The following is a 22048-nucleotide window of genomic DNA, read 5'->3' on the forward strand; positions in this document are numbered from 1 at the left end:
AAAACAGGTAGGATAGAAAGTAACTGTTGTATAACAATAGAGAACAGGGAGCGATGGCCGATGTGGGAACAAGCGTATACACCGGTGGGGGGCCATTTGGCGGCGTCGGCCGCGTGCGCGCTCGTCCCTGTCGGGGCGTTCGTGTACCTGTTGGCCGTGCGCCGGGTCAAGGGACAATGGGCCGCCCTGATTGCCCTTGCCCTCGCCCTCATGCTGGCCGTTGCGGTTTGGCGCATGCCGCCCGCGATGGCCTTGGCCGCAGCGGGATTCGGCATCGCCTATGGCCTGTGGCCGATTGGCGCGGTGGTGCTGGCGGCGGTGTTTCTCTTCCACTTGGTCGACCAAAGCGGGCACATGGCGGGGATCCGCGCCTCGATTGGACGGATGACCGCCGATCGGCGGCTGCAGGCGCTCCTCGTTGCGTACGGGTTCGGAGGGTTCCTCGAGGGCGTGGCCGGCTTTGGCACACCGGAGGCCATTGCCGCGGCGCTGCTCGTGGGGATGGGGTTTCGGCCCCTGCTCGCGGCGGGGCTGTGCCTGGTGGCCAACACGGCCCCGGTGGCGTGGGCCACGGTGGGGATCCCCATCGCCGCGGCGGCCCAAATGACGGGCCTTGACCCCCAGGCCATCAGCCGGGCGGCGGGCCTGCTCGTGATGCCCCTGTCGCTGATCGTTCCGTTTGTCTTGGTGGCGGTCGTTGACGGGTGGCGCGGCGTGCGCGAAACGTGGCCCGCTGCGGTGGCAGCCGGCGGCACCTTCGCCCTCGTTCAGATGGTGACCGCGTCGCGGGGGATGTACGAACTGCCCAGCGTGCTGGCGCCCTTGGCTAGCATGGCGGCGTTGGCCGGGGTTGTGCTGGCGGCGGAGCGACGGGGCAGGATGCTTTCCGCGGGCGTGGGCGCGTCCGTTTCTGCCCGGGGACTGGCTGCGTACGCGGTGGCGGCGGTGGGGGCGTGCGGAGGCGGGATGCCCCCTCGCCGACGGGAGCCGGAGAAGGACGGGGGGCGTGGCGAACCGCTTCCGGCGGCGCAGCTGCTGCGCGCCTGGTCGCCCTTTTTGCTGCTGATTGCTGCCGTGGGCGCCTGGAGCTTGCCGCCGGTGCAGGCGATGTGGGCCCGCGCGGCGGTTGCCGTGCCGGTTCCCGGCTTGCACGAGCGGGTCTGGGTGATGCCGCCGGCCGCTTCTGCGCCCATGCCCCTTCCGGCGGTGTATGTCTTCAACGGGCTGGGCGCAGCGGCGACGGCCGTGTTCCTCGCGGCGGTGGCGGCCAAGCCGCTCCTTCGGGTTTCGTGGCGGACGTATTTTTCGGCGGGACGCCAAACGCTGCGGAAACTCGGCCCTTCGCTGGTGACGATCAGCCTCCTGCTGGGCGTGGCCTATCTGGCTCGGTATGCCGGCCTGTCGGCGACGTTGGGGGTGTGGCTGGCCGAAACGGGTCCCCTTTTCCCGCTCGTTTCCCCCGTGTTGGGGTGGTTGGGCGTCCTGGCGACGGGCAGCAACACGTCGTCCAACGTGCTCTTTGCCCCGCTGCAGCAGGTGGTGGCGCAGTCGATCGGGGTCGATCCGGCGCTCTTGGTGGCGGCCAATGCCGCCGGCGGCGCGGTCGGGAAGATGATCTCCCCGCAGTCGCTGGCCATCGTGTGCGCGGTGGTGGGACTGGCGGGGAAGGAAGCGGAGCTGTTCCGGTTTGCGCTGCGGTACAGCGCGGTTTTTTTGGCGGTGGTGTGTGGGCTCGCGTTTGGCTACGCATGAAGCGTCAAGCACGTGAAAAGCGAGCCCGAAAGACGAAAATGGAGCAAAAGAATTCGATCCCTTTTGCCGATTTAAATGGTACCGAATGCTCCGAGAAACAAGGGGAGGTGAAGCGATGGAGAAGGGAACGCCGCGCATCCTGCGGAGCAGGGCGGCACGAGACGCGCTGGAGAAGGCCCAGCGGGTGGCGGAGCAGGCTGCGCTCCTCCTACGCCAGGCCAAGGATTTGGAGGAGGCGCGGCCGCGCATATACGAGCTGTTTGACCGCGAACTGGGGGATGACGAATACTTGCTGCTCATCGATGCCGATGGGCGCGCCCTCATCCACACCAACCGCTTGCGTGAGGGAGGGGTGTTCAACGACCCGGTGGGCCGCAACGCCGCGCAAACGGCCGAACCGCTTTTGCAGCTCTATCCGCGCAACACCGGGGAAGTGGTGATCGATGCCTCCTGTCCGGTGATGGCCGAAGGTGCCCAGCGGTACAACCTCCGCTTGGGACGGATCGTTCATCGACCGTTTTTGAAACCGGCCGTCTTTGGTGTGGGGCTCATTCCGCCGGCGGTGGCGGGCGGCGCAGCGCTGGCCTTTGGATGGAAGGCCGGTGTCGTCGCCGCGTTGAGCGGCCTGCTCGTCGGCGCGGTGGGTGCCGGCCTCCTGCATGCCACCCTGGAAAAGCGTTTGCGCATGTGGCTGCGCATGGCGCGCAACGTTTCATCGGGCGATCTGACCAAGCTGGTCGAAGAAAGACGGCAAGACCGCTTTCACCAAATCGGCTATGAGCTGAACAAAATCGTCTTGGGCATGCGGGCCATCCTGTCGGAGCTGGCCCAGGCGGCGGCGGTGTTGCGGGAGATCAGCGCTCGTCAAGCCGGTGAGGCGCGCGATTTGGCCGAGGGCTTGGCCTCCCTGAACGAGGCGGTGCAGAACATCCGCCAGGGCACGGAGCAGCAGTTTGCGGCGCTGGAAGAGGCGCTGGCGATGATCCAGGAGGTGGCCAGGGCGTCGGAAGCGATGAAAGCGAACACGGGCCGGGCGCTGGGCCTCAGCGACCAGGCCGCCGAGGCGGCCGCCGACGGGACGCAGGCCGTCGGCGACGCGCTGCGGCAGATGGAAACCCTTGAGCGGGCCATCGAGGAGGCATCGCGCACGGTCAACCAGGTGGCCGCCGACGCGGCGGAGATCGGAAGCCACGCGCAGGCGATCACGGCCATTGCGCGGCAGACGAACCTGCTTGCCCTCAACGCCTCAATCGAGGCGGCACGGGCCGGGGAAAGCGGCCGCGGCTTTGCCGTCGTGGCCGGCGAGGTGCGCAAGCTGGCCGAGGAGACGAACACCTTTGCCAAGACGATCCTGGAGATCATCGAGAAGATGCAGGGCGAGGCGGCGCAGGCGGTAGAGGCGGTGGAGCGGAGCGTGGCGGCCATTGCGCAGGGCGTCGCGGCGGTGGGGACGGTCGGCGAGGCCCTGAAGCGGTTGCACGAGACGGCGGAGGAGGTGCGAAGACAGGTGTCGGCCAACCACGACCACGCGGCGGCGCTGCTTGCGGAATGCACGGAGATGGAGAAGGTGATGGAAGACCTGACGGGCATCGCCCAGCGTTTCACCGAGTCGGCGGCGGAGATGGCGGCCACGGCCGAAGCGCGAAGCGAGACGGTGCGCCATCTGGCCGCCGAGGCGGAAACGCTGGCCCGGAAAGCGGACGATTTGACGCGCATCGTGCGCCGGTTCCGGCTCCAGTGACCCGGCCCGTCGCTGGGCTTGCGGCGCCGTCAAGGAACGGGAAGGCCCCGCTCTCGCCCACAGGCGAGGCGGCGGCCTTGTTCATTTCGGCGTCCCGAATCGTCGGCGGGCTGGCGCGCGGGCCGTTCGTGCCGTTCGGGGGCAGCGCTTAACCGTTTCTTGAGGATTCCCTCAGGATTGTTTTAGACATTCTCAATGTTCCGTCAAGACTGGATTGCCAAAATGGAGAAGGAAACGGCGGCATGCGTCGGCCGGGCGCATGCGCGGCACAGGCAAAAAATCAAGGGCAAGGAAGTGAGACGATGGCCCGAGTTGTTTTGCGCGGGATCGCCAAAATGTTTGGCCGCGATGCGGTGCTCGACGGCTTGGACTTGTACGTGCCGGACGGTTCCTTCACGGTGCTGGTGGGCCCTTCGGGGTGCGGCAAATCGACGACGCTGCGAATCATCGCCGGCTTGGAAAAGGAAACGCGCGGCGAGATCTGGATCGGGGACGAAAAGGTGAACGATCTGCCGCCGGGAAAGCGGGATGTGGCCATGGTGTTCCAGAACTACGCGCTGTACCCGACGATGACGGTGCGGGAGAACATCGAGTTCGGGCTGAAGAATCGCAAAGTGCCGAGGGCGGAACGGCGCAGGTTGATCAACGAAGTGGCGGAAATTGTGGGCCTCGCGGATTGCCTCGACCGGAAGCCGGGCTCCTTGTCCGGAGGGCAGCGGCAACGCGTGGCGTTGGCGCGGGCGATGGTCAAAAAACCGCGGGTCTTTTTGATGGACGAACCGCTTTCGAACCTCGACGCGGCGATGCGCCACCAGATGCGCGAGGAGCTCAAACAGTTGCATCGCCGGCTGGGGGCGACGTTTCTCTACGTGACCCACGATCAGGTCGAGGCGCTGTCGATGGGCGACCAGATCGTCGTGATGCAGGGGGGCAAGGTCCAGCAAGCGGCACCGCCGACGGAGATCTACCGTTGCCCGGCCAATCTGTTCGTCGCCCGCTTCATCGGGATGCCCGCGATGAACATCCTTTCCGCAAGGGTGTGCGCCGACGGGCGGGAATTGAAGTTTCTGGGCGAGGCGCAGCGGGGCGCTTTTCGCGGGACGGTTGCGCTGCCGGACGCGCAAGCCGTAATGCTGAAACCGCGCAATGGGGCGGAGATTTTTGTCGGCATCCGTCCGGAAGCAGTCGGGCTTGCGGAGGCATGTTCCGCGGGAGGGGAAGAATTCCGCGGATTCCGCGTGCGGGGGACGGTCACCGCGCGGGAGATCCTCGGTGCGGACGCGATCTATCGGATTGAAACGGAGATCGGCACGATGACGGTCAAGCGCGGTTCCGAGACGCTCTTGGCGGAACGGCAGCCGGTCACCCTGTTTTGCCCGTATTCGGAGCTCCACTTTTTTGATGGCCAAACCCAGCAGAGGATCGGCGGGGACCCCCGTGATGCCGGTGGCCAGGACATGATGGCGCGCCGGAGGGCGGCACCGACGGCCAGGACATGGGCGCATGCGAGGGAGCCGGTGCTCGAACCCGTCGGGGGAGGGCAGCAGGGGGAGAGAGGATGAGGCACCAGCGCATCGCCGAACGCGTCTGGGCGTTCGTCCGTCCGTACGTCTACATTGCCCCGTCCCTCATCGTCTTTGTGCTGTTTTTTCTCTATCCGATCGGCTTTCTTGTCTTCCTCAGCTTCACCTCATGGGATTTGATCAGCCCGCAGAAGGAATTTGTCGGGCTGGCCAACTACCTTGAACTTTTCCAGTCGAAAGAGTTTCGCGAGGTGGTGCGCAACACGGTCCTCTACACGGGGTTGACGGTCGGGCTGTCCCTTGTTCTCGCCTTTTTCTTGGCCCTCTGGTTGAACAGGAAGAGCGGGTTTCACCGCATTGTCCAGGGGGCGGTTTTCAGCCCCCACATCGTTTCGCTTGTCTCGGTTTCGCTCCTGTGGCTGTGGATGATGGACCCGCAGTACGGCCTGCTCAACGCGATCCTGACGGGGCTGGGCTTTCCCCCTTTTCCTTGGCTGACGGATCCGGAGACGGCGCTGTACGGCCTCGTGCTGGTTGGGGTTTGGAAGATCGTCGGCTACAACACGCTCGTCTTTCTCGCCGGTTTGCAAAGCATTCCGCGCGAGATCGACGAGGCGGCCATGCTAGACCGGGCTTCGCCCTGGCGCAAGCTGGTGAAGATCACGGTCCCGATGTTGTCGCCCACGTGGTTCTTTTTGCTTGTCGTCAATACGATCAACGCGTTCCAGGTGTTTGAACCGGTCCAGATCATGACGCAGGGCGGTCCCGTCAACAGCACGAACATGCTCGTCTATTTCATCTACGAGAACGGGTTCGAGTTCTTCAAGATTGGCTACGCTTCTGCCGCCGGGGTGGTGTTGCTCGTGATGATCGGCGTGTGCACGATGATCCATTTTTGGCTTCTTTCGCGAAAGGTCCATTACCGCTGATGGAAGCGGGGGAAGTGGAGGCGATGGGTGTGCGGGCACGCGCGGGGAACGCGGTGCGAAGCGTGTGGAAAGGGTTGGAATACCTCGCGCTGGGTCTGGTGGCTTTGATCTTCGTTTTTCCCTTTGTGTGGATGGTCCTCACGGCGTTCAAGAGCCCCAGGGAGGTGATGCGGTTTCCGCCGCAATGGCTGCCGGAGACGTGGCAGTGGGAAAATTTTGTGCACGCGTGGGCGTCGGGGCCGTTTCTTACCTATTTGGCGAACAGCGCGTTTGTGGCACTGGCCATTCTTGTCCTCCAGCTGGTGACGGGGATCCCTGCCGCGTATGCATTGGCCCGTTACCGTTTTCGTGGAAAAAAGGTTTTTTTTGGGATGACGTTGGCGGCCTTGATGCTTCCGCCGCAGATTACGTTTTTGCCCGTGTTCTTGCAATTGAGCCGGTGGGATTTGCTGAATACGTACTGGGCCTTGATTTTGCCTTACGCCACCAGCGCCTTTGGCATCTTTCTGTTGCGCCAGGCCTTCCTGCAGGTGCCCGAAGAAGTGATCGAGGCGGCCCGGCTCGATCAGGCCAGCGAATGGCAAATTATATGGAAGATCATGGTGCCCATGGCCAGGCCGGTGCTCGTCACGTTTGGCCTCTTCAGCTTCATCTACCACTGGAACGATTATTTCTGGCCCCTCGTGATGACCAATCAGGAGCACATCCGCACCTTGCCTGTCGGTGTGGCGATGCTGAAGGAGTCGGAAGGGGGGGTGAGCTGGAATCTCGTCATGGCGGGGAACGTCATGCTCGTGTTGCCGATCCTGCTCCTCTTCTTCGTCGCGCAACGGCAGATCATCCGGGCATTCGTGTATTCGGGAATAAAGTAAACAAAATTGTTAAAATCAGGGGGTTGGGACCATGAAAAAAGCGGCGTCGCTGTTCCTCTGCTTGCTCCTCTCCCTGTCGCTGCTTTCGGCGTGCCGGCCGTCTACCGAAAGCGTGACGGCAACGCCCCGGGATGCCGGCAAAAACGGCGCGCAAGGTGCAAGCGGGGAACCGGTGGAAATCGATTTCTGGTATTCCCTGAGCGGAAAAAACGGGAAGGTGATCGAGAAGCTGGTGAACCAGTTTAATGCGTCGCAAGCGGAGGTGAAAGTAAAGGCGACATACCAGGGCGACTATTACGAGAATCACGCGAAGGTTATGGCGGCAATCGCCGCCGGAAATCCTCCCGACGTCACGATGATCGAAATCGCCTCCATCCCCGCCTTTGCCAGCAGCGGGGCGTTGCAGGATCTCACGCCGTACGTGAGGGGAGAAAACGGCGTCGACCTGAGCGATTTCATTCCCGGGTTGCTCGGAAACTCGTATTGGCAGGGGAAATTTTACGCGCTCCCGTTTAACCGCAGCACTCCGTTGCTCTACTTGAACCGGGACATGTTGAGGAAAGCCGGGCTCAACCCGGAGGGGCCCAAAACGTGGGACGAATTGCGTCAGTTTGCAAAGAAATTGACCAAAAAAGACGGCAAAGAGCAGATATGGGGGTTTGAGACCCCGATTGACATCTGGTTCTATGAAGCGCTCGTCTTTCAAAACGGCGGCGAGATTCTGAGCGAAGACGGCAAGGCCGTTCGGTTCAACACGGAGAAGGGGATCGAACCGATTCGGTTTTGGAAGGCGATGATCGACGAAGGAATCATGAAACGGCCACCGGGCGAAAAATACAACGCCTGGGAGGTGACGGAGACCGATTTTGTGAACGGAAAGGCGGCCATGATCTTCGCGTCGACGGTGGCCCTGGGCGGGTTGCTCGAAAAGGCGCCGTTTGATGTCGGCACGGCCTTTCTCCCGGCCAAGGAGCGCTACGGCGTGCCGACCGGCGGTGCGAACCTCGTCATGCTGGCGAAATCCAGCGAGAAAGAAAAGGAGGCGGCTTGGAAATTCATGAAGTGGATGACGGACACGCAACAGACGATCGCGTGGAGCAAAGAGACCGGGTATATGCCGGTTCGTGTGTCGGCGGTCGAAAGCGAGGAAATGAAGCGGTTCTACCGGGAACGGCCCCAGTTTAAGGTCGCCGTCGACCAGCTGCAGCATGCCAAGCCGCGCCCGATGTCTCCAGGGTACAAAGAACTGCAGGAAGTGATCATGGCGGAACTCCAGCGGGCGGTGGTGGGGCAGGCCACCGCCGAGGAAGCGGTGCGCGCGGCCGCCGAGAAAGCGGAAAAACTGCTCAAGTGAAGGAACGCCCGGCAGAAAGGAGAATCGCCATGAATCCGTGCGTGGCCCACCGGGGGTGGTCGGGTGCCGCCCCCGAAAACACCCTCGCCGCCATACGTCTGGCTGCGGAGGATCCGGAGATCGAGATGGTCGAGATCGACGTCCAGTTGTCCAGGGACGGCGTTCCCGTCGTCTTTCACGATTTCACCCTGGAGCGGACGACGAACGGTTCGGGACGCGTGTGCGACAGGACCGTGAGGGAACTTCAGGCCCTCGATGCCGGGAGCTGGTTTGACCGGCGGTTTGCGGGGGAAACGATTCCCACGTTGCGGGAGGTGCTGGAATGCGTCAGGGGCCAATGCAAGTTGAACATCGAATTGAAAGCCGCCGGGTTTTCCCCGCCGGGGCTTGCGGAGAAGGTCGTTTCCCTGGTCCGGGAATGCGGGATGCGCGATCAGGTGATCGTCACGTCCTTTCACCATCCGACGGCAAAACGCGTGAAAGAATTGGACCGTGGCTTGACGGTCGGCATCATTGTGTACGGCTGCCCGACGCTGCTGCGTGAACAGATGCGGGATGTACGGGCCGATGTGCTCTCCATCGCGTATCCCTATCTGAGCAAAGAACTTGTTCAGGAGATGCTGGCCGAGGGCAAGGAACTGATCGCGTGGACGGTGGACGATCCCGAGGAGATGCGCGCCATCATGCGCCTCCATCCTTCCATTAAGATTTGCACGAACCGACCGGACGTGTGGAAGCGGGTAAAAGGAGGGGAAAGGCGTTAACGCGGGGCAGCATCCAACGCCTCTGCCACCACATCGACCCAGTGCATGGCGCGCACGGCTCCGTCCAGGCCGGCGCGGTGGAGGCCCAGCTGCATCTGCAGCAGGCAGCCGGGGTTGCCGGTGGCGACGAGATCGGGGGAAAGGCGCGCCACATGGCCCATCTTCCGTTCCAGGATGCGCCCGGCCATCTCCGGCTGGGTGAGGTTGTAGACGCCGGCCGAGCCGCAGCAGCGGTCCGCTTCGGGCAGCTCGCGGAAGGTGACGCCGGGGATGGACGAGAGGAGCTGGCGCACCTCCCGATGAACCCCCATGACGTTGCGCAGGTGGCAGGAGTCCTGGTACGTGACCGTCGCCTCCACGCGGCCGAGGGGCAGCGGCCGGCCGCAGCTTGCGAGGAGCTGGCTGGCGTCGCGCACCCGTTCGCCCATCCAGCGCGCCCCCTCGTCGTCCGGCAGGAGATGGGCGTATTCCTGGAGCATCGCCCCGCAGCCGCCGGCGGCGAGGACGACGAAATCGACGCCGGCGCGGCGGAAGGCTGCGATGTTCCGGCGAGCCAGCTGGCGCGCCAACGCCGTGTCGCCGGTATGGGCGTGCAGGGCGCCGCAGCAGGTCTGCTCCGGCGGGATGATGACCTCGAAGCCCGCTTCGGAAAGGAGCCGCGCCAGGTTCACGTTGGTTTCGGTGTACAGCACGTCCATCACGCACCCGCGAAAGAGGCCCACGGTGGCCACGGGGGCACCCTTCGCCGGGATGCGCGTGCCGATCGTCTCGACGACCCCGCGGGGGGACGGCACGGGCAAGACGGCCTCCATGTCGCGCAGATGGGCCGGCAGGAGGCGGAGCAGGCCGCTTTTGCGCACGACCCTTTGCAGGCCGCTCGTCTGGTAGAACCGCAGCAGGCGGCCCAGCCGCTGCAGCCGCCGCGGATGGGGAAACACGCCGGCGAAAACCACCTTGCGCGCAAGGCGGATGGGCCACGGCGTCGGCGCATGGGCGGCGAGGGCCTCGCGGGCCTGCTCAAGGAGGCGGCCGTAGCGAACGCCCGAGGGGCAGGCCGGCTCGCAGGCCCGGCAGCCGAGGCACAGGTCGAGCTGAGAGCGAAAGGCCTCGTCGGGGACCAAGAAACCGTCCTTGACCGCCTTCATTAGCGCGATGCGCCCGCGGGGCGACGCCGCCTCGTACCCCGTCTCCTGAAACGTGGGGCAGGCCGGCTGGCAAAACCCGCAGCGCATGCAGTTTTCCAGCTCGTCGGCGTCGAGGGCCTCCTGGAGGTGCTTCCATAGCCGGGCGGTCCGGGCCTCGAGGGAAGGCTCTTCTTTCGTTTCCAACGAGGTCGCCATGGCGTTCGGGTTAGGCGTGGACGTGGGGGACACGGTGGATCACCTTCCGTTTCCGCCCGTCCGGCGGAAAGATCTTGCCCGGATTCAGGAGCCCCTGGGGATCAAAGGCGCGCTTGATCCCTTTCAGCACCTCCAGCCCGGCCGCTCCCACCTTCCATTCAAGGTACGGCGCTTTGACCGCGCCGACGCCGTGCTCCCCGGTGATGGTCCCGCCCAGTTCGATGGCCGCGGCAAAAATCTCCTCGAAGGCCTGCTCCACGCGGGCGATTTCGTCCGGGTCGCGGGCGTCGGTCGGGCAGGTGGGATGGAGGTTGCCGTCGCCGGCGTGGCCGAAGGTGCAGATGAGGAGGTCGTACTTTTTCGCGATCTGCGTAATGCGCTCGACCATCGGGGCGATCTGCGCGCGCGGCACGGTGGCGTCTTCGAGGATCGTCGTCGGCCGCAGGCGGGCCAAAGCAGACAGGGCGGCGCGGCGGGCCGTGCGCAGCGCCTCTCCCTCCTCCTCGGTGGCCGCCACCCGGACTTCGCGCGCGCCGCACGCTTCGCAGATGGCGGCGATGCGCTGCAGGTCGCGCTCCACGACCGCCTCCGGGCCGTCCTGCTCGATCAGCAGGAAGGCGGCGATGTCGGTGGGAAGGCCGACGCGCGCGTAATCTTCGACCACCTGGACCGTGGCCCGGTCCATAAACTCCAGCGTGCACGGGATGATGCGGTGGGCAATGATGCTGGAGACGGCGCGGGCGGCGCCGTACAGGTCGTCAAAGAGGGCGCTCATCACTTTGCGGTGCTCCGGCTTGGGCAAAAGGCGCAGCGTCGCCTCGGTGATAACGGCCAGCGTCCCTTCCGAGCCGACGAGGAGGCGGGTCAGGTCGTAGCCGGCCACATCCTTGACCAGCTTGCCGCCGGTGCGGATCACCTCGCCCGACATCAGGACCGCCTCGAGGCCGAGGACGTAGTCCTTCGTCGTGCCGTACTTGAGCCCGCGCAGGCCGCCGGCGCATTCGGCGATGTTGCCGCCGATGGTGGCGATGCGCATGCTGCCGGGGTCGGGCGGGTAGAACAGACCGCGGGCCTCGACGGTCTGGTGCAGGTGCTGCGTGATGACGCCCGGCTGCACCGTCGCCGTCAGGTTTTCCTCGTCGATTTCAAGGATGCGGTTGAGCCGCGTCAGCACGAGGACGATGCCGCCCGCCACGGGGACGGTGCCCGCGCTCAGGTTGGTCCCGCTGCCCCGGGGGATGACGGGGATGCCGTAGCGGCTGGCGATGCGCAGCACCGCGGCCACTTCCTCCGTCGAACCCGGAAAGACGACGGCGTCGGGCATGGCCTGAACGAGCGGCGTGGCGTCGTAGGAATAGGCGACGAGGGCCTCCGGATCGTCGCGGACATGGTCGGCGCCGAGGGCGGCGAGGAGTTCGCGCTTGGCCGCGTCCGGGAGCTTGCCCATGGTCGGTTCGCTCCTTTCGCTTCGTCCGATTGATCTGATCACCCGATCAAAGGGGGCGCCCCTTATTGTAGCCTTTGCTCGGCATATTTGCAAGAAGAGTCCGTCGATTGTGAGAAAAAATGATCAGGTCACTTGACAACATGATCGGTTCCCACTACCATAAAAATCACATCTGATAAAAAATTCAGAACAGGAGGTGCCCGGAGGTGACCTGGGAACAGGTGTACGCGCCGGTGGGCGGTCGCCTGTGGCTGTCGGCGCTCGTCGCCCTGATCCCCATCGCCTTTTTCTTTTACGCCTTGGCCGTGCGCCGGATGAAGGGCCACAAGGCGGGGCTGATCACCGTCGCCCTGGCCATCCTCATCGCCGTCCTCGTCTACCGCATGCCCTTGCCGATGGCCGTGGCGGCCACCGGCTACGGCATCGCTTATGGCTTGTGGCCCATCGCGTGGATCATCGTCACCGCGGTCTTTCTCTACAAGATTACGGTCAAGAGCGGCCAGTTTGCCGTCATTCGCCAGTCCGTCGTCGCCCTTACCGAGGACCAGCGGTTGCAGGCCGTTCTCGTGGCGTTCTGCTTCGGCGCCTTCCTGGAAGGGGCGGCCGGCTTTGGCACGCCGGTGGCCATTTCCGCGGCCCTGCTTGTGGGGCTGGGCTTCAACCCGCTGTACGCCGCCGGGCTGTGCCTCATCGCCAACACCGCGCCGGTGGCCTGGGGCGGCGTGGGCATTCCCATCACCGTCGCCGGTTCCGTCTCGGGCATCGATCCCATGCTGCTCAGCCAGATGGCCGGGCGCCAGCTGCCGCTGCTTGCCATCCTCGTGCCGTTTTGGCTGGTGGCGATCATGGACGGGTGGCGCGGCATCCGCGAAACGTGGCCGGCGGTGCTCGTGGCGGGGCTGTCCTTTGCCGTGGCTCAGTTCGTCACGGCCAACTTCATCAGCCATGAATTGCCGGACATCACGTCGGCCCTGTTTAGCCTGCTCGTGACGGGCGGCTTTCTGAAGGTGTGGAAACCGCGCTTTGTTTTCCGGTTTGAGCACGGGCGCCCGATCCATCTGCCCGCCCGTGAAAGCGCTGTCCGTGAGGTGGCCGCCGCCCAAAGCGGCGCGTCCTCCACCGCGGGCCAGGTGATCAAGGCGTGGTCGCCGTTTCTCCTGCTGACCGTTGTCATCTGGATCTGGAGCCTCAAGCCGGTGAAAAAGGCGTTCCAGGTGTTTACGGTGGACATTCCCGTACCCTTCCTGCACAACCTGGTGCAGAAAGTGCCGCCGGTGGTCGACAAGGTGACGCCCTATGCCGCCGTGTTCAAGCTCGATCTCGTCGGCGCCACCGGAACGGCCATCCTCTTGACGGCCCTCCTGACCCGATTCCTCGTCCGCTTGCCGTGGCGCGACTGGTTCCGGCTGTTTGCCGAGACGGTGCGCGAACTGCGCTGGCCGATCGTCACCATCGGGTCCGTGCTGGGCTTCGCGTACATCGCCAACTATTCCGGGCAGTCGGCGACGCTGGGGCTGGCGCTGGCGTCGACGGGCAGCCTGTTTCCGTTCTTCTCCCCGGTGCTCGGGTGGCTGGGCGTCTTTCTCACCGGCAGCGACACGTCATCGAACGCGCTGTTTGGCAACCTGCAAAGGGTGACCGGCGAAGGCATTGGCACCGATCCGACGCTGCTCGTGGCCGCCAACAGCACCGGCGGCGTGACGGGCAAGATGATCTCGCCCCAGTCGATCGCGGTGGCGTCGGCCGCGGTGGGGCTGGTGGGGAAGGAGTCCGACCTGTTCCGGTTTACGTTGCGGCATTCGCTGGCGTTGCTCCTCGTCCTGTGCGTGCTGACCGTGCTTCAGGCGTATGCCTTCCCGTGGATGATCCCGAACGGTCGCTAAGGGAAACGGCCACACCGGTCGCGCAGGAGAGGGAGGAGCGAGGGCCCGGGCCTGCGCAAACGGGCGATTGTTCGGATCGCGATCGCTTCGCTACAATGAAGGCGAAGCGCGACGCTCGTGGGATGAGGTGACCGACTTGAACATCCGTCCGATCCGAACGAAGAAGCTGTATGAGGAAGTGGCCGAGGAGCTCAAGCGGATGATTCGCGAGGGCGAGCTGAAGCCCGGCGACCGGCTCGCGTCGGTGAAGGAGCTGGCCGAAGCGTTCAACGTGGGGCGCTCGGCGGTGCGCGAGGCGCTGAGCGCGCTGCAGGCGATGGGGCTCATCGAGATGCGCCAGGGCGAAGGCACCTTCGTGCGCAACTACGACCCCGCCGCCCTCGCCCAGCCCATTGCGTCGGCCATGCTGATGAACCGCGAAGACATTCGGGCCTTTCTGGAGGTGCGCAAGATTCTGGAAGTCGGGGCGGTGGGCCTGGCCGCCAGTCGCCGCACGGCGGACGACCTGGCGCGCATGGAAGCGGCGCTGCGCGAGATGGAGGAGAGCCTGGGCTCCGCCGACGACTTGGGCGAGGCGGCCGACGTCCGGTTTCACCTGGCCATCGCCGAGGCGACGAAAAACCGCATCCTCATCAAGCTGATGAACACCATCGCCGACACGATGCAAGAGACGATGCGCGAAAGCCGCCGCCTGTGGCTTTATGCCGAGGAGGCGACGGCGGAGCGCCTCTACCGCGAACACGTGCGCATCTACGAGGCGATCCGCGACCAGGATGCGCCCTTGGCCCAGCAGCGCATGCTCGCCCATTTGGTGAAGGTGGAGGAAGTGCTCAACCAAGCGGCGGAGGATGCGGACGAGCCAACTGCGGGCCAGGATCCGAACCCCTAAAGGAAAAACGGCGCCCTGTGCCCAAGAGGAGGGAAAGCCATGCGTGTTGCCCTCTTTGTCACCTGTTTGATTGACGCCTTTTTTCCGGAAGTGGCCAAAAGCGCCGTCCGCGTGTTGAGGCGCCACGGGGTGGAGGTGGACGTGCCGCGAACGCAAACGTGCTGCGGCCAGCCGGCCTACAACAGCGGCTACCGCGAAGAGGCGCGGGAGGTGGCCAAGCAGCTGATCCGCGCCTTTGACGGCAGCGCCTGCGTGGTCACGCCGTCGGGGTCGTGCGCGGCGATGGTCCGCTGCGAATACCCGCGGCTGTTTGCTGACGATCCCGAGTGGCGGCCGCGTGCCGAGGCGCTGGCGGCCAAAACCTATGAATTTTCCGAGTTTCTCGTGAACGTCTTGGGCGTGGAGGACCCCGGAGTGACCTTTCCGGCGCGGGCGACGGTCCACGCGTCCTGCCACATGACGCGGGGGCTGGGGGTGAAGGACGAACCCCTGTGCCTGCTCAAACGGGTCAAGGGCTTGGAGCTGTGCCCGCTCCCTTACCGGGAGGACTGCTGCGGGTTTGGCGGCACCTTCGCCGTGAAGATGGCCGGCATTTCCGCGGCCATGGCCGATGAGAAGATCGACCATATCGAGGAGACGGAAGCCGAGGTGCTCATCGGCTCGGACATGGGCTGCCTGTGGCACCTGGGCGGGCGCCTGAGCCGACGGGGGAAGCCGCTGCGCGTGCTGCACGTGGCCCAGGTCCTCGACGGGGGGAGGGAGTAGGATGCGCACGAGCGCGGAGCGTTCCTTTGCCCGGCGCGCCCAGCAGGCCCTCGCCGATTCCACGCTGCGCGCGGCGGTGCGGAAGGCCCAGGAGCGGTTCCGGACGGGCAAGCGGAACGCCGAGGCGGAGCTCGGCCACTGGGAGGCGTGGCGGCGCTTGGGCGAGGCCATCCGCCGCCACACGATCGAAAACTTGGATTTTTACCTGGAGCAGCTGGCCGACAACGTGGAGAAAAACGGCGGCACGGTGGTGTTTGCGGCGACCGAGCGGGAGGCCGTCGACTACGTCGTCCAGGTGGCGCGGGAGGAGGGCGCCCGCCGCGTGGTGAAGTCGAAGTCGATGGTCTCCGAGGAGCTCCACTTGAACCGCGCCCTGGAAGCGCTGGGCGTTGACGTGGTGGAGACCGACCTCGGCGAGTACATCATCCAGCTGGCCGGTGAGCCGCCGTCGCACATCATCGCCCCGTCGATTCACAAGAACCGGCGGCAAATCGCCGAGCTGTTTTCGCGGGTGGCCGGCGAGGCCCTCCCCGATGACACCCCGTCCCTCACCCGGTTTGCCCGGCGGCAGCTCCGACGAGCCTTCCTTGAAGCCGACATCGGCATCACCGGATGCAATTTCGCCGTTGCCGAGACGGGCACGATCGTGCTGGTCAGCAACGAGGGCAACGCCCGCCTGACGACGACGCTGCCGCGCGTGCACATCGCCATCATGGGCGCCGAGCGCATTGTTCCGACGTGGGACGACCTCGACGTGATGCTCCACCTTTTGCCGCGGTCGGCGACCGGCCAGAAGATCACGAGCTACGTGACGGCCATCTCCGGCCCGCGCCGCGCGCAGGATGCCGACGGTCCGGAAGCGTTTCACCTCGTCATCGTCGACAACGGCCGTTTGGACATCCTTGGCACCGCCTACCAGGACGTGCTCCATTGCATCCGCTGCGGGGCGTGCCTCAACGTGTGCCCGGTCTACCGCCACATCGGCGGGCACGCCTACGGCAGCGTCTACAGCGGCCCCATCGGCAAGGTGCTGACGCCGCTGCTCGGCGGCATGGACGAATGGCACGAGCTGCCCCACGCCTCCAGCCTGTGCGCCGCCTGCAGCGAGGCCTGCCCGGTGCGCATCCCGCTCCACGAGCTCCTGATCGAGCACCGCACCGAGCAGGTGACGCGCGGAACGCGCCCGTGGGCGGAGCGCTGGGCCTTTCGCCTCTACCGCTGGGTGGTCACCCGACCGGCCCTCTACCGGCGCGCGGTGCGGTGGGCGCGCCGGCTGCTCGCCCCGCTAGCGGACGGGGAAGGGAAGGTGCGCGTCCAGATCGGACCGCTCAAAGGCTGGACGGCGCAGCGCGACCTGCCGCTTCCGGCGCGCCAGTCGTTTCTCGACTGGTGGGAAGAGGAGGGCCGGAAGGAGGCGGCGCGCCAACACGAACCCCGCACGGAAGGAGAGGGGCGCGATGGCGAACGGAGCGCGTGATGCGCGGCGCGAAGCATTCTTGAATCGCGTGGCCGCGCGGTTGGGCAAGCCGAGAGGTCGGCGGGTGGTGCGACCCGACTTTGGTCCGCTGCCCCCGCAGGCGGAGGAACAGCTGGCCACCCCGGCGGCGCGCGCCGCGGCCTTTTGCCGGGCCCTGGAAGCCCTGCAGGGCCACGCGTCGCGCGTGGCGGATCCGTCGGAGCTGGCCGACGCGGTGCGCGCCATTGTCCGCCGCCACGGCGTTCGGCAAGCGGTGCTGTGGGATGCGGCCCATCCGGCGCTGGAGCAGGTGGAGGCGGCGCTTGGTGCCTCCGGCGTCACCGTGCGGCGCTGGCCCGACGGCGGAACGGTTTACGCCGAGGCGTGCGAGCTGGGCGTGGTGGTGGCGGAAATGGCCGTGGCCCAGACCGGGAGCGTGGTACTGCCGGCGCGGGGCGGGCAGGGACGCAGCGTCAGCCTCCTGCCGCCCGTGCTGCTGGTACTGGTTGACGAAGAACGCGTCGTCGGCACGCTGACCGACGCCCTGCGCGCCATCGGCCAGCGCGCCCGCAGCGGCGACCTGCCGGCGTGCGTCAACCTTGTCACCGGTCCGAGCCGCAGCGCCGACATCGAGATGGACCTGTCCATCGGCGTCCACGGCCCCGGTGCGGTGTATGCTGTGGTAATGAACGGGTCTGCGTCGCGCGAGGCGGATGGACGGTAGCGCAGGTCAACCCTCCCCGTTCCGCAGGGGGAGGGTTGACCTTTTTGTAAACAAGCTGGTCTTTTCCCCCGCGATGCGATTATGTATAGTATAGAAGACACGCGAACAAGCCCTTTCGAATGGAGCAAGGAGGGATGCGCGTATGGGGAAAAGGCCGAAGGGCAAGGCCTTGCGCGTGGTCCTGATCGGTCTGTTTATCTTGGCGCTGCTCGTCACCGCGCTGCAGCCTGCCTTGGCCGACGCGACGGTGGGCGAAACGGTGGTGACGCTGGGCAAGGACCTGACGCCGTCGCAGCGGGAGGCGGTGCTGCAGGAGATGGGCGTCGACCCGAACGCGGTGACGATCGTCGAGGTGACCAACGCCGAGGAACATCGCTACCTGGGCAATATCCTGCCGAAGAGCGCCATCGGGCGGCGCGCCATCTCGTCGGCCAAGATTACCTTGGAACAGCCGGGTTCGGGAGTGAACGTGGAAACGCACAACATCACGTGGGTGTCCGAGTCGATGTATGTGAACGCGCTGCTGACGGCGGGGGTCAAGGATGCCACCGTGTACGTGACGGCGCCGATCCCCGTGTCGGGCACGGCGGCGCTGACGGGCATTGTCAAGGCCTTTGAGCAGGCGACCAACACCTCGATCAGCGAGGAGCAGAAGCAGGTGGCCAACGAGGAGATGGTGCGCACGGCCCAGCTCGGGGAAAAGATCGGAGACCCCGACAAGGCGGCCGAGCTGATGCTCCGGTTGAAGGAGGAGCTGGCCAAACAGGGCGGACAGCTGTCCGACGAGGCCCTGCGCCAGCTGATCATTAACGTGGCCGGCGACCTCAACATCCAGCTGTCCGACCAGGACGTGGCGCAGCTGGCCGAGCTTTTGAGGCGCATCGCCAGTCTGCCGATCGACTGGGCCAGCGTGCGCGACCAAGTAGCGCTGGTACGGGACAATCTGGATCAGATTCTCAATGCCGAGGAAACGCGCAGCGTGCTGCGGGCGTTTCTCGATTTTCTTGTCGCCCTTTTTGACGCCGTGGCTCGGCTGTTCGGCTGATGCGCGTCCCCGAGTAGGGGGCGTGTTTTTTTTGTTCTGTTCAGGGGGGGAAGTGGGAGGCACACGAGTCCCTCTATCCTTGAAAGCGCCTTCGATTGTGATAATATTCCGAACAGTGTATAGTGATTTCCTATAGAGAGTATATTGACAATTACATCGATTTCTCTGATACTTTACTTGCAGGCATGATTTTTTTCATCCATACCACATGACAGGGGGGAATGTTATGTCCACGCGTGAACAATGGGGGACGCGAGCGGGTTTCGTGCTCGCGGCCATCGGGTCCGCCATCGGTTTGGGCAACATCTGGCGTTATCCTTACGTGTTGTATGAAAACGGCGGCGGCTCGTTCCTGATCCCGTACTTCTTTGCCCTTTTCACGGCGGGGATCCCGATCTTGCTTCTGGAGTTTTGGATCGGCCACCGGTACAGAAAGGCGGCGCCCTACGCGCTGCGCGACTTGGCCCGCGGATGGTCGTGGCTCGGCTGGTGGCCGGCGATGGTTTGCTTTGTCATCGTCACGTATTACGCGGTTGTGCTGGCCTGGGCGCTCAGCTACATGTACTTTTCCTTTGGCCTGCAGTGGGGCGACGACACGAAAGCGTTCCTGTATGGGAACTTCTTGAAGTTGACGGACAGCCCGAGCGTTGTCGGCGGCCTGCAGTGGCACATTGTGCTGCCCGTGGTGATCGTGTGGGCGATCGTGTTCTTCTACGTCTACCGCGGTGTGCGCAAGGGCATTGAGCGGGCCAACAAGGTCATGATCCCGTTGCTCCTCGTCATGATTGCCATTGTCGTGTTCCGTGGCGTGACCCTGCCCGGCGCGGTGGACGGCCTGAACCACCTGCTCACGCCCGATTTCAGCAAGCTCGCCAATCCGCAGGTGTGGATTGCCGCGTACAGCCAGGTGTTCTTCAGCCTAAGCATTGCCTTTGGCGTCATGATCACCTACGCCAGCTACCTGCCGAAGCGCGCCGACATCAACAACAGCGCCTTCATCACCGGCCTGGCCAACAGCGGCTTTGAGTTCTTCGCCGCCCTGGGCGTCTTCGGCGCCATCGGCTTTTTGGCGCATGTGCAAGGTGCCGACGTGAAGGATGTGGCCAGCGCGGGCCCGGGTCTGGCCTTCGTGGTCTTCCCGAAGATCATCAGCGAGTTGCCGGCGCTCAACGAGCTGTTCGGTGTCCTGTTCTTCGGCGCCCTCGTCCTTGCCGGGCTGACCTCGGCCATCTCGCTTGTCGAGGTGTCCATCGCCGCGGTGATGGAGAAGTTCTCCTGGTCGCGGCAGAAGGCGGCTTCCATCGTGTGCGGTGCCGCCTTCGTGGGCAGCCTGGTCTACACGACGGGCGGCGGGCTGTACTACCTCGACATCGTCGACCACTTCATCAACGCGTTTGGCGGCCTGCTCGTCGGCTTGCTGGAAGTGATCCTTGTCGGGTGGGTGGTGAAGAAGACGGCCGAGGCGCGGGCCTACACCAACACCATGTCCGACTTCGCCATTGGCTCGTGGTGGGACTTCTGCGTGCGTTACGTCACCCCGATCGTCCTTGGGGCCATGACCCTTCTGAACCTGGTAAAAGAGTTTCGCGAGCCGTACGAGGGGTACCCGCTGTGGGCGCTCCTCACGCTCGGGGCGGGTGTGGCCGCGGCGGCCCTCATCGTGTCCGTGGCGTTCCACCTGTCAGACGCTCGAAACCTGAAACCGGTGTCGCACGGCAAACAGGAGGGGATGTGAACGATGTCCGGTCTTGCTGTGGCCATGTTGCTGTTCGGCGCCGTCGGGCTGTGGGGCGGTCTGGCGTTGTGCCTGTCGATTGCCTGGAAGCGGCGTGACGTCCGTTCGTGAAAAACGGCGGCGGAAAGTGTTGACGTTTCTGCCGATAAGGCATATGATTATTCTCAACAACCGCACAACTGCATAGGCAGTGCACCTACTCTTATCCAGAGCGGTGGAGGGACTGGCCCGATGAAACCCGGCAACCCCGGAACGCGTTTCCGGAGAGGTGCCAATTCCAGCAGAACCCCGCGGGGTTCTGGGAGATAAGAGGAAGGCGACGCACGGCTTGACCGCAAGCGCCCTCTTCTTATCGGAGAGGGCGTTTCTTTGTCCGCGGGCGCGGCATTGGGCGTCGCGAAGGGAGGATGTCGGGGATGGACCGTCATGCGCGCAACACGCTCTCCATTGGGTCGTTTCAGGTGGAATGCGGCGCGGTGTTGCCCGAGGTAACCGTGGCCTACGAAACCTGGGGCACCCTTTCCCCCGAGCGGGACAATGTCGTGCTTGTCTGCCATGCGCTGACCGGCGATGCGCGTGCCGCCCGCACCCCGGACGGCCCCGGCTGGTGGGAGGGACTGATTGGCCCGGGACGGTACATCGACACGAATCGCTATTTCGTCATCGCGTCCAACGTGCTCGGCGGTTGCTACGGGACGACGGGGCCCTCGAGCACAAATCCGGCCACAGGCAAGCCCTACGGATCGGCCTTTCCGCCGGTGACGATCCGCGACATGGTGCGCGTGCAGGCCCGGCTGCTTGACGCCCTGGGCATCGACCGGGTCCTGGCGGTCATCGGGGGCTCGATGGGCGGCATGCAGGTGTTGGAATGGGGCGTCATGTACCCTGACCGCGTCGGCCGCCTGATCCCCATGGCCACGGCGGCGTACCTGTCGGCCACCGCCATTGCCTACAACGACATCGGCCGTCAAGCCATCTTGGCCGATCCCAACTGGCGTGGCGGCGACTACTACCCCGGTCCCGGGCCGGAAAAGGGGCTCGCCATTGCCCGCATGGTCGGAATGGTGACGTACCGCTCGGTGGCGCTCTTTGACGAGCGCTTTGGCCGCAGCGTGCGCAACGGGAAAGCGATCCACGATCCGGATGTGCTGTTCGAGGTGGAAAGTTACCTGCGCTACCAGGGAGAGAAACTCGTTCGGCGGTTTGATGCCAACACGTATCTCCTCTTGTTGCGCGCCATGGACACCCACGACATCGGCCGCGGCCGCGGCGGGCTCGATGCCGCTCTGTCCCGCATCACGGCGCCGGTGCTCTTTGTGGGGATTGAGGAAGATCTTCTCTATCCGCCCGCCCATTTGCGCGACTTGGCGGCGCGGCTGCGCCGGATGGGCAAGGACGCGCGTGTGGTGGAAATTTCCACGCCCTACGGCCACGACGGGTTTCTCATCGAGCTCGACCAAATCGGTCCCCATGTGCGCGCATTTCTCGCTGAAGCGCATGTGGTGGCGGCGAAAACGGCCTCACGCCAAGTGGTGTGAGGCCCTTTTGCGTGCGCAAAGGCCAGACGGCAGTGGAACACGATACGGAAAAGGAAGAATGTGCTTCGCCGTAGGGGAGGCCCCTTGACAAGCGGGAAAGGGGACGCGCGAGGCTCGGGAAAGGGACGCGGGCGGTCCCTCCGTTTCTTGACGCTCTTTTGGGACAAGGAGTACAATAATCGTGTCATAAATTGTTCAATCTTTTAACGGAGGCTTCCTCTGGAAGCTTTTCTGCTGTTTTTCACGAAGAAAGCCGGCAGGGAAAAGGGGGCGTGACAGGGCGGCGAGGAG

18 protein-coding genes and 1 riboswitch are annotated in these 22048 nt (G+C 64.8%); of the genes, 16 read left to right on the forward strand and 2 right to left on the reverse strand.

What is annotated here, in order from left to right; translation table 11 throughout:
• The first annotated feature begins 60 nt into the window (after window positions 1-60).
• The 7 genes from IEX61_RS04630 (at window position 61) to IEX61_RS04660 (ending at window position 8935) form a co-directional block, all read left to right on the forward strand.
• Complete coding sequence (locus tag IEX61_RS04630; RefSeq protein WP_188816916.1) at window positions 61-1752, forward strand: L-lactate permease; 1692 nt, start codon at window positions 61-63, stop codon at window positions 1750-1752.
• A 115-nt stretch (window positions 1753-1867) separates the two neighbouring features.
• On the forward strand, window positions 1868-3493 hold the full coding sequence (locus tag IEX61_RS04635) for a methyl-accepting chemotaxis protein (RefSeq protein WP_188816917.1): 1626 nt from the start codon (window positions 1868-1870) through the stop codon (window positions 3491-3493).
• Between the two features lie 302 nt (window positions 3494-3795).
• Window positions 3796-5055 carry an ABC transporter ATP-binding protein gene (locus IEX61_RS04640; protein ID WP_188816918.1) on the forward strand — a complete coding sequence of 420 codons (1260 nt, stop codon included), beginning with the start codon at window positions 3796-3798 and terminating at the stop codon, window positions 5053-5055.
• Window positions 5052-5945, forward strand: coding sequence for a carbohydrate ABC transporter permease (locus IEX61_RS04645; RefSeq protein ID WP_054671244.1), 894 nt, complete (start codon window positions 5052-5054; stop codon window positions 5943-5945). The genes IEX61_RS04640 and IEX61_RS04645 overlap by 4 nt, the downstream gene beginning before the upstream one ends.
• A 53-nt stretch (window positions 5946-5998) precedes the next feature.
• Window positions 5999-6817 carry a carbohydrate ABC transporter permease gene (locus IEX61_RS04650; RefSeq protein WP_229725698.1) on the forward strand — a complete coding sequence of 273 codons (819 nt, stop codon included), beginning with the start codon at window positions 5999-6001 and terminating at the stop codon, window positions 6815-6817.
• 31 nt (window positions 6818-6848) lie between these two features.
• Entirely contained in the window at window positions 6849-8171 is a 1323-nt protein-coding gene (locus IEX61_RS04655) for an ABC transporter substrate-binding protein (RefSeq protein WP_054671247.1), read from the forward strand.
• A 29-nt stretch (window positions 8172-8200) separates the two neighbouring features.
• Complete coding sequence (locus IEX61_RS04660) at window positions 8201-8935, forward strand: glycerophosphodiester phosphodiesterase (protein WP_054671251.1); 735 nt, start codon at window positions 8201-8203, stop codon at window positions 8933-8935.
• Here IEX61_RS04660 and IEX61_RS04665 read toward each other — a convergent pair.
• Window positions 8932-10275, reverse strand: a complete 1344-nt coding sequence (locus IEX61_RS04665) for a (Fe-S)-binding protein (protein ID WP_188816931.1) — start codon at window positions 10273-10275, stop codon at window positions 8932-8934. The two genes, IEX61_RS04660 and IEX61_RS04665, sit on opposite strands and share 4 nt — an antisense overlap.
• A 10-nt stretch (window positions 10276-10285) precedes the next feature.
• The gene (locus tag IEX61_RS04670; protein WP_188816920.1) at window positions 10286-11722 is read right to left on the reverse strand and encodes an FAD-binding oxidoreductase; all 1437 of its coding nucleotides are present in this window, start codon (window positions 11720-11722) and stop codon (window positions 10286-10288) included.
• 206 nt (window positions 11723-11928) lie between these two features.
• On the opposite strand from IEX61_RS04670, the gene IEX61_RS04675 reads away from it, so the two are divergent.
• From IEX61_RS04675 to metX, 9 genes are all read left to right on the forward strand, one after another.
• Window positions 11929-13605, forward strand: coding sequence for a lactate permease LctP family transporter (locus IEX61_RS04675; protein ID WP_188816921.1), 1677 nt, complete (start codon window positions 11929-11931; stop codon window positions 13603-13605).
• Window positions 13606-13741: 136 nt separating this feature from the next.
• Complete coding sequence (locus tag IEX61_RS04680) at window positions 13742-14494, forward strand: FadR/GntR family transcriptional regulator (protein ID WP_188816922.1); 753 nt, start codon at window positions 13742-13744, stop codon at window positions 14492-14494.
• Between the two features lie 39 nt (window positions 14495-14533).
• Entirely contained in the window at window positions 14534-15259 is a 726-nt protein-coding gene (locus tag IEX61_RS04685; protein WP_188816923.1) for a (Fe-S)-binding protein, read from the forward strand.
• Between the two features lies 1 nt (window position 15260).
• Window positions 15261-16736: a LutB/LldF family L-lactate oxidation iron-sulfur protein gene (locus IEX61_RS04690; protein WP_188816924.1), complete on the forward strand. Its 1476-nt coding sequence runs from the start codon at window positions 15261-15263 to the stop codon at window positions 16734-16736.
• Window positions 16717-17439, forward strand: coding sequence for a LutC/YkgG family protein (locus tag IEX61_RS04695; protein WP_188816925.1), 723 nt, complete (start codon window positions 16717-16719; stop codon window positions 17437-17439). The genes IEX61_RS04690 and IEX61_RS04695 overlap by 20 nt, the downstream gene beginning before the upstream one ends.
• 142 nt (window positions 17440-17581) lie before the next feature.
• Complete coding sequence (locus tag IEX61_RS04700; protein ID WP_054670518.1) at window positions 17582-18484, forward strand: DUF1002 domain-containing protein; 903 nt, start codon at window positions 17582-17584, stop codon at window positions 18482-18484.
• Between the two features lie 226 nt (window positions 18485-18710).
• On the forward strand, window positions 18711-20219 hold the full coding sequence (locus IEX61_RS04705; RefSeq protein ID WP_188816926.1) for a sodium-dependent transporter: 1509 nt from the start codon (window positions 18711-18713) through the stop codon (window positions 20217-20219).
• A gap of 3 nt (window positions 20220-20222) precedes the next feature.
• The gene (locus tag IEX61_RS04710; RefSeq protein WP_157057704.1) at window positions 20223-20330 is read left to right on the forward strand and encodes a MetS family NSS transporter small subunit; all 108 of its coding nucleotides are present in this window, start codon (window positions 20223-20225) and stop codon (window positions 20328-20330) included.
• Window positions 20331-20418: 88 nt separating this feature from the next.
• Window positions 20419-20531: riboswitch (SAM riboswitch) on the forward strand.
• 104 nt (window positions 20532-20635) lie between these two features.
• On the forward strand, window positions 20636-21757 hold the full coding sequence (metX, locus tag IEX61_RS04715) for a homoserine O-acetyltransferase MetX (RefSeq protein ID WP_188816927.1): 1122 nt from the start codon (window positions 20636-20638) through the stop codon (window positions 21755-21757).
• Window positions 21758-22048 lie beyond the last annotated feature (291 nt).

This window comes from Calditerricola satsumensis (genome assembly GCF_014646935.1).
Taxonomy (GTDB): Bacteria; Bacillota; Bacilli; order Calditerricolales; family Calditerricolaceae; genus Calditerricola; species Calditerricola satsumensis.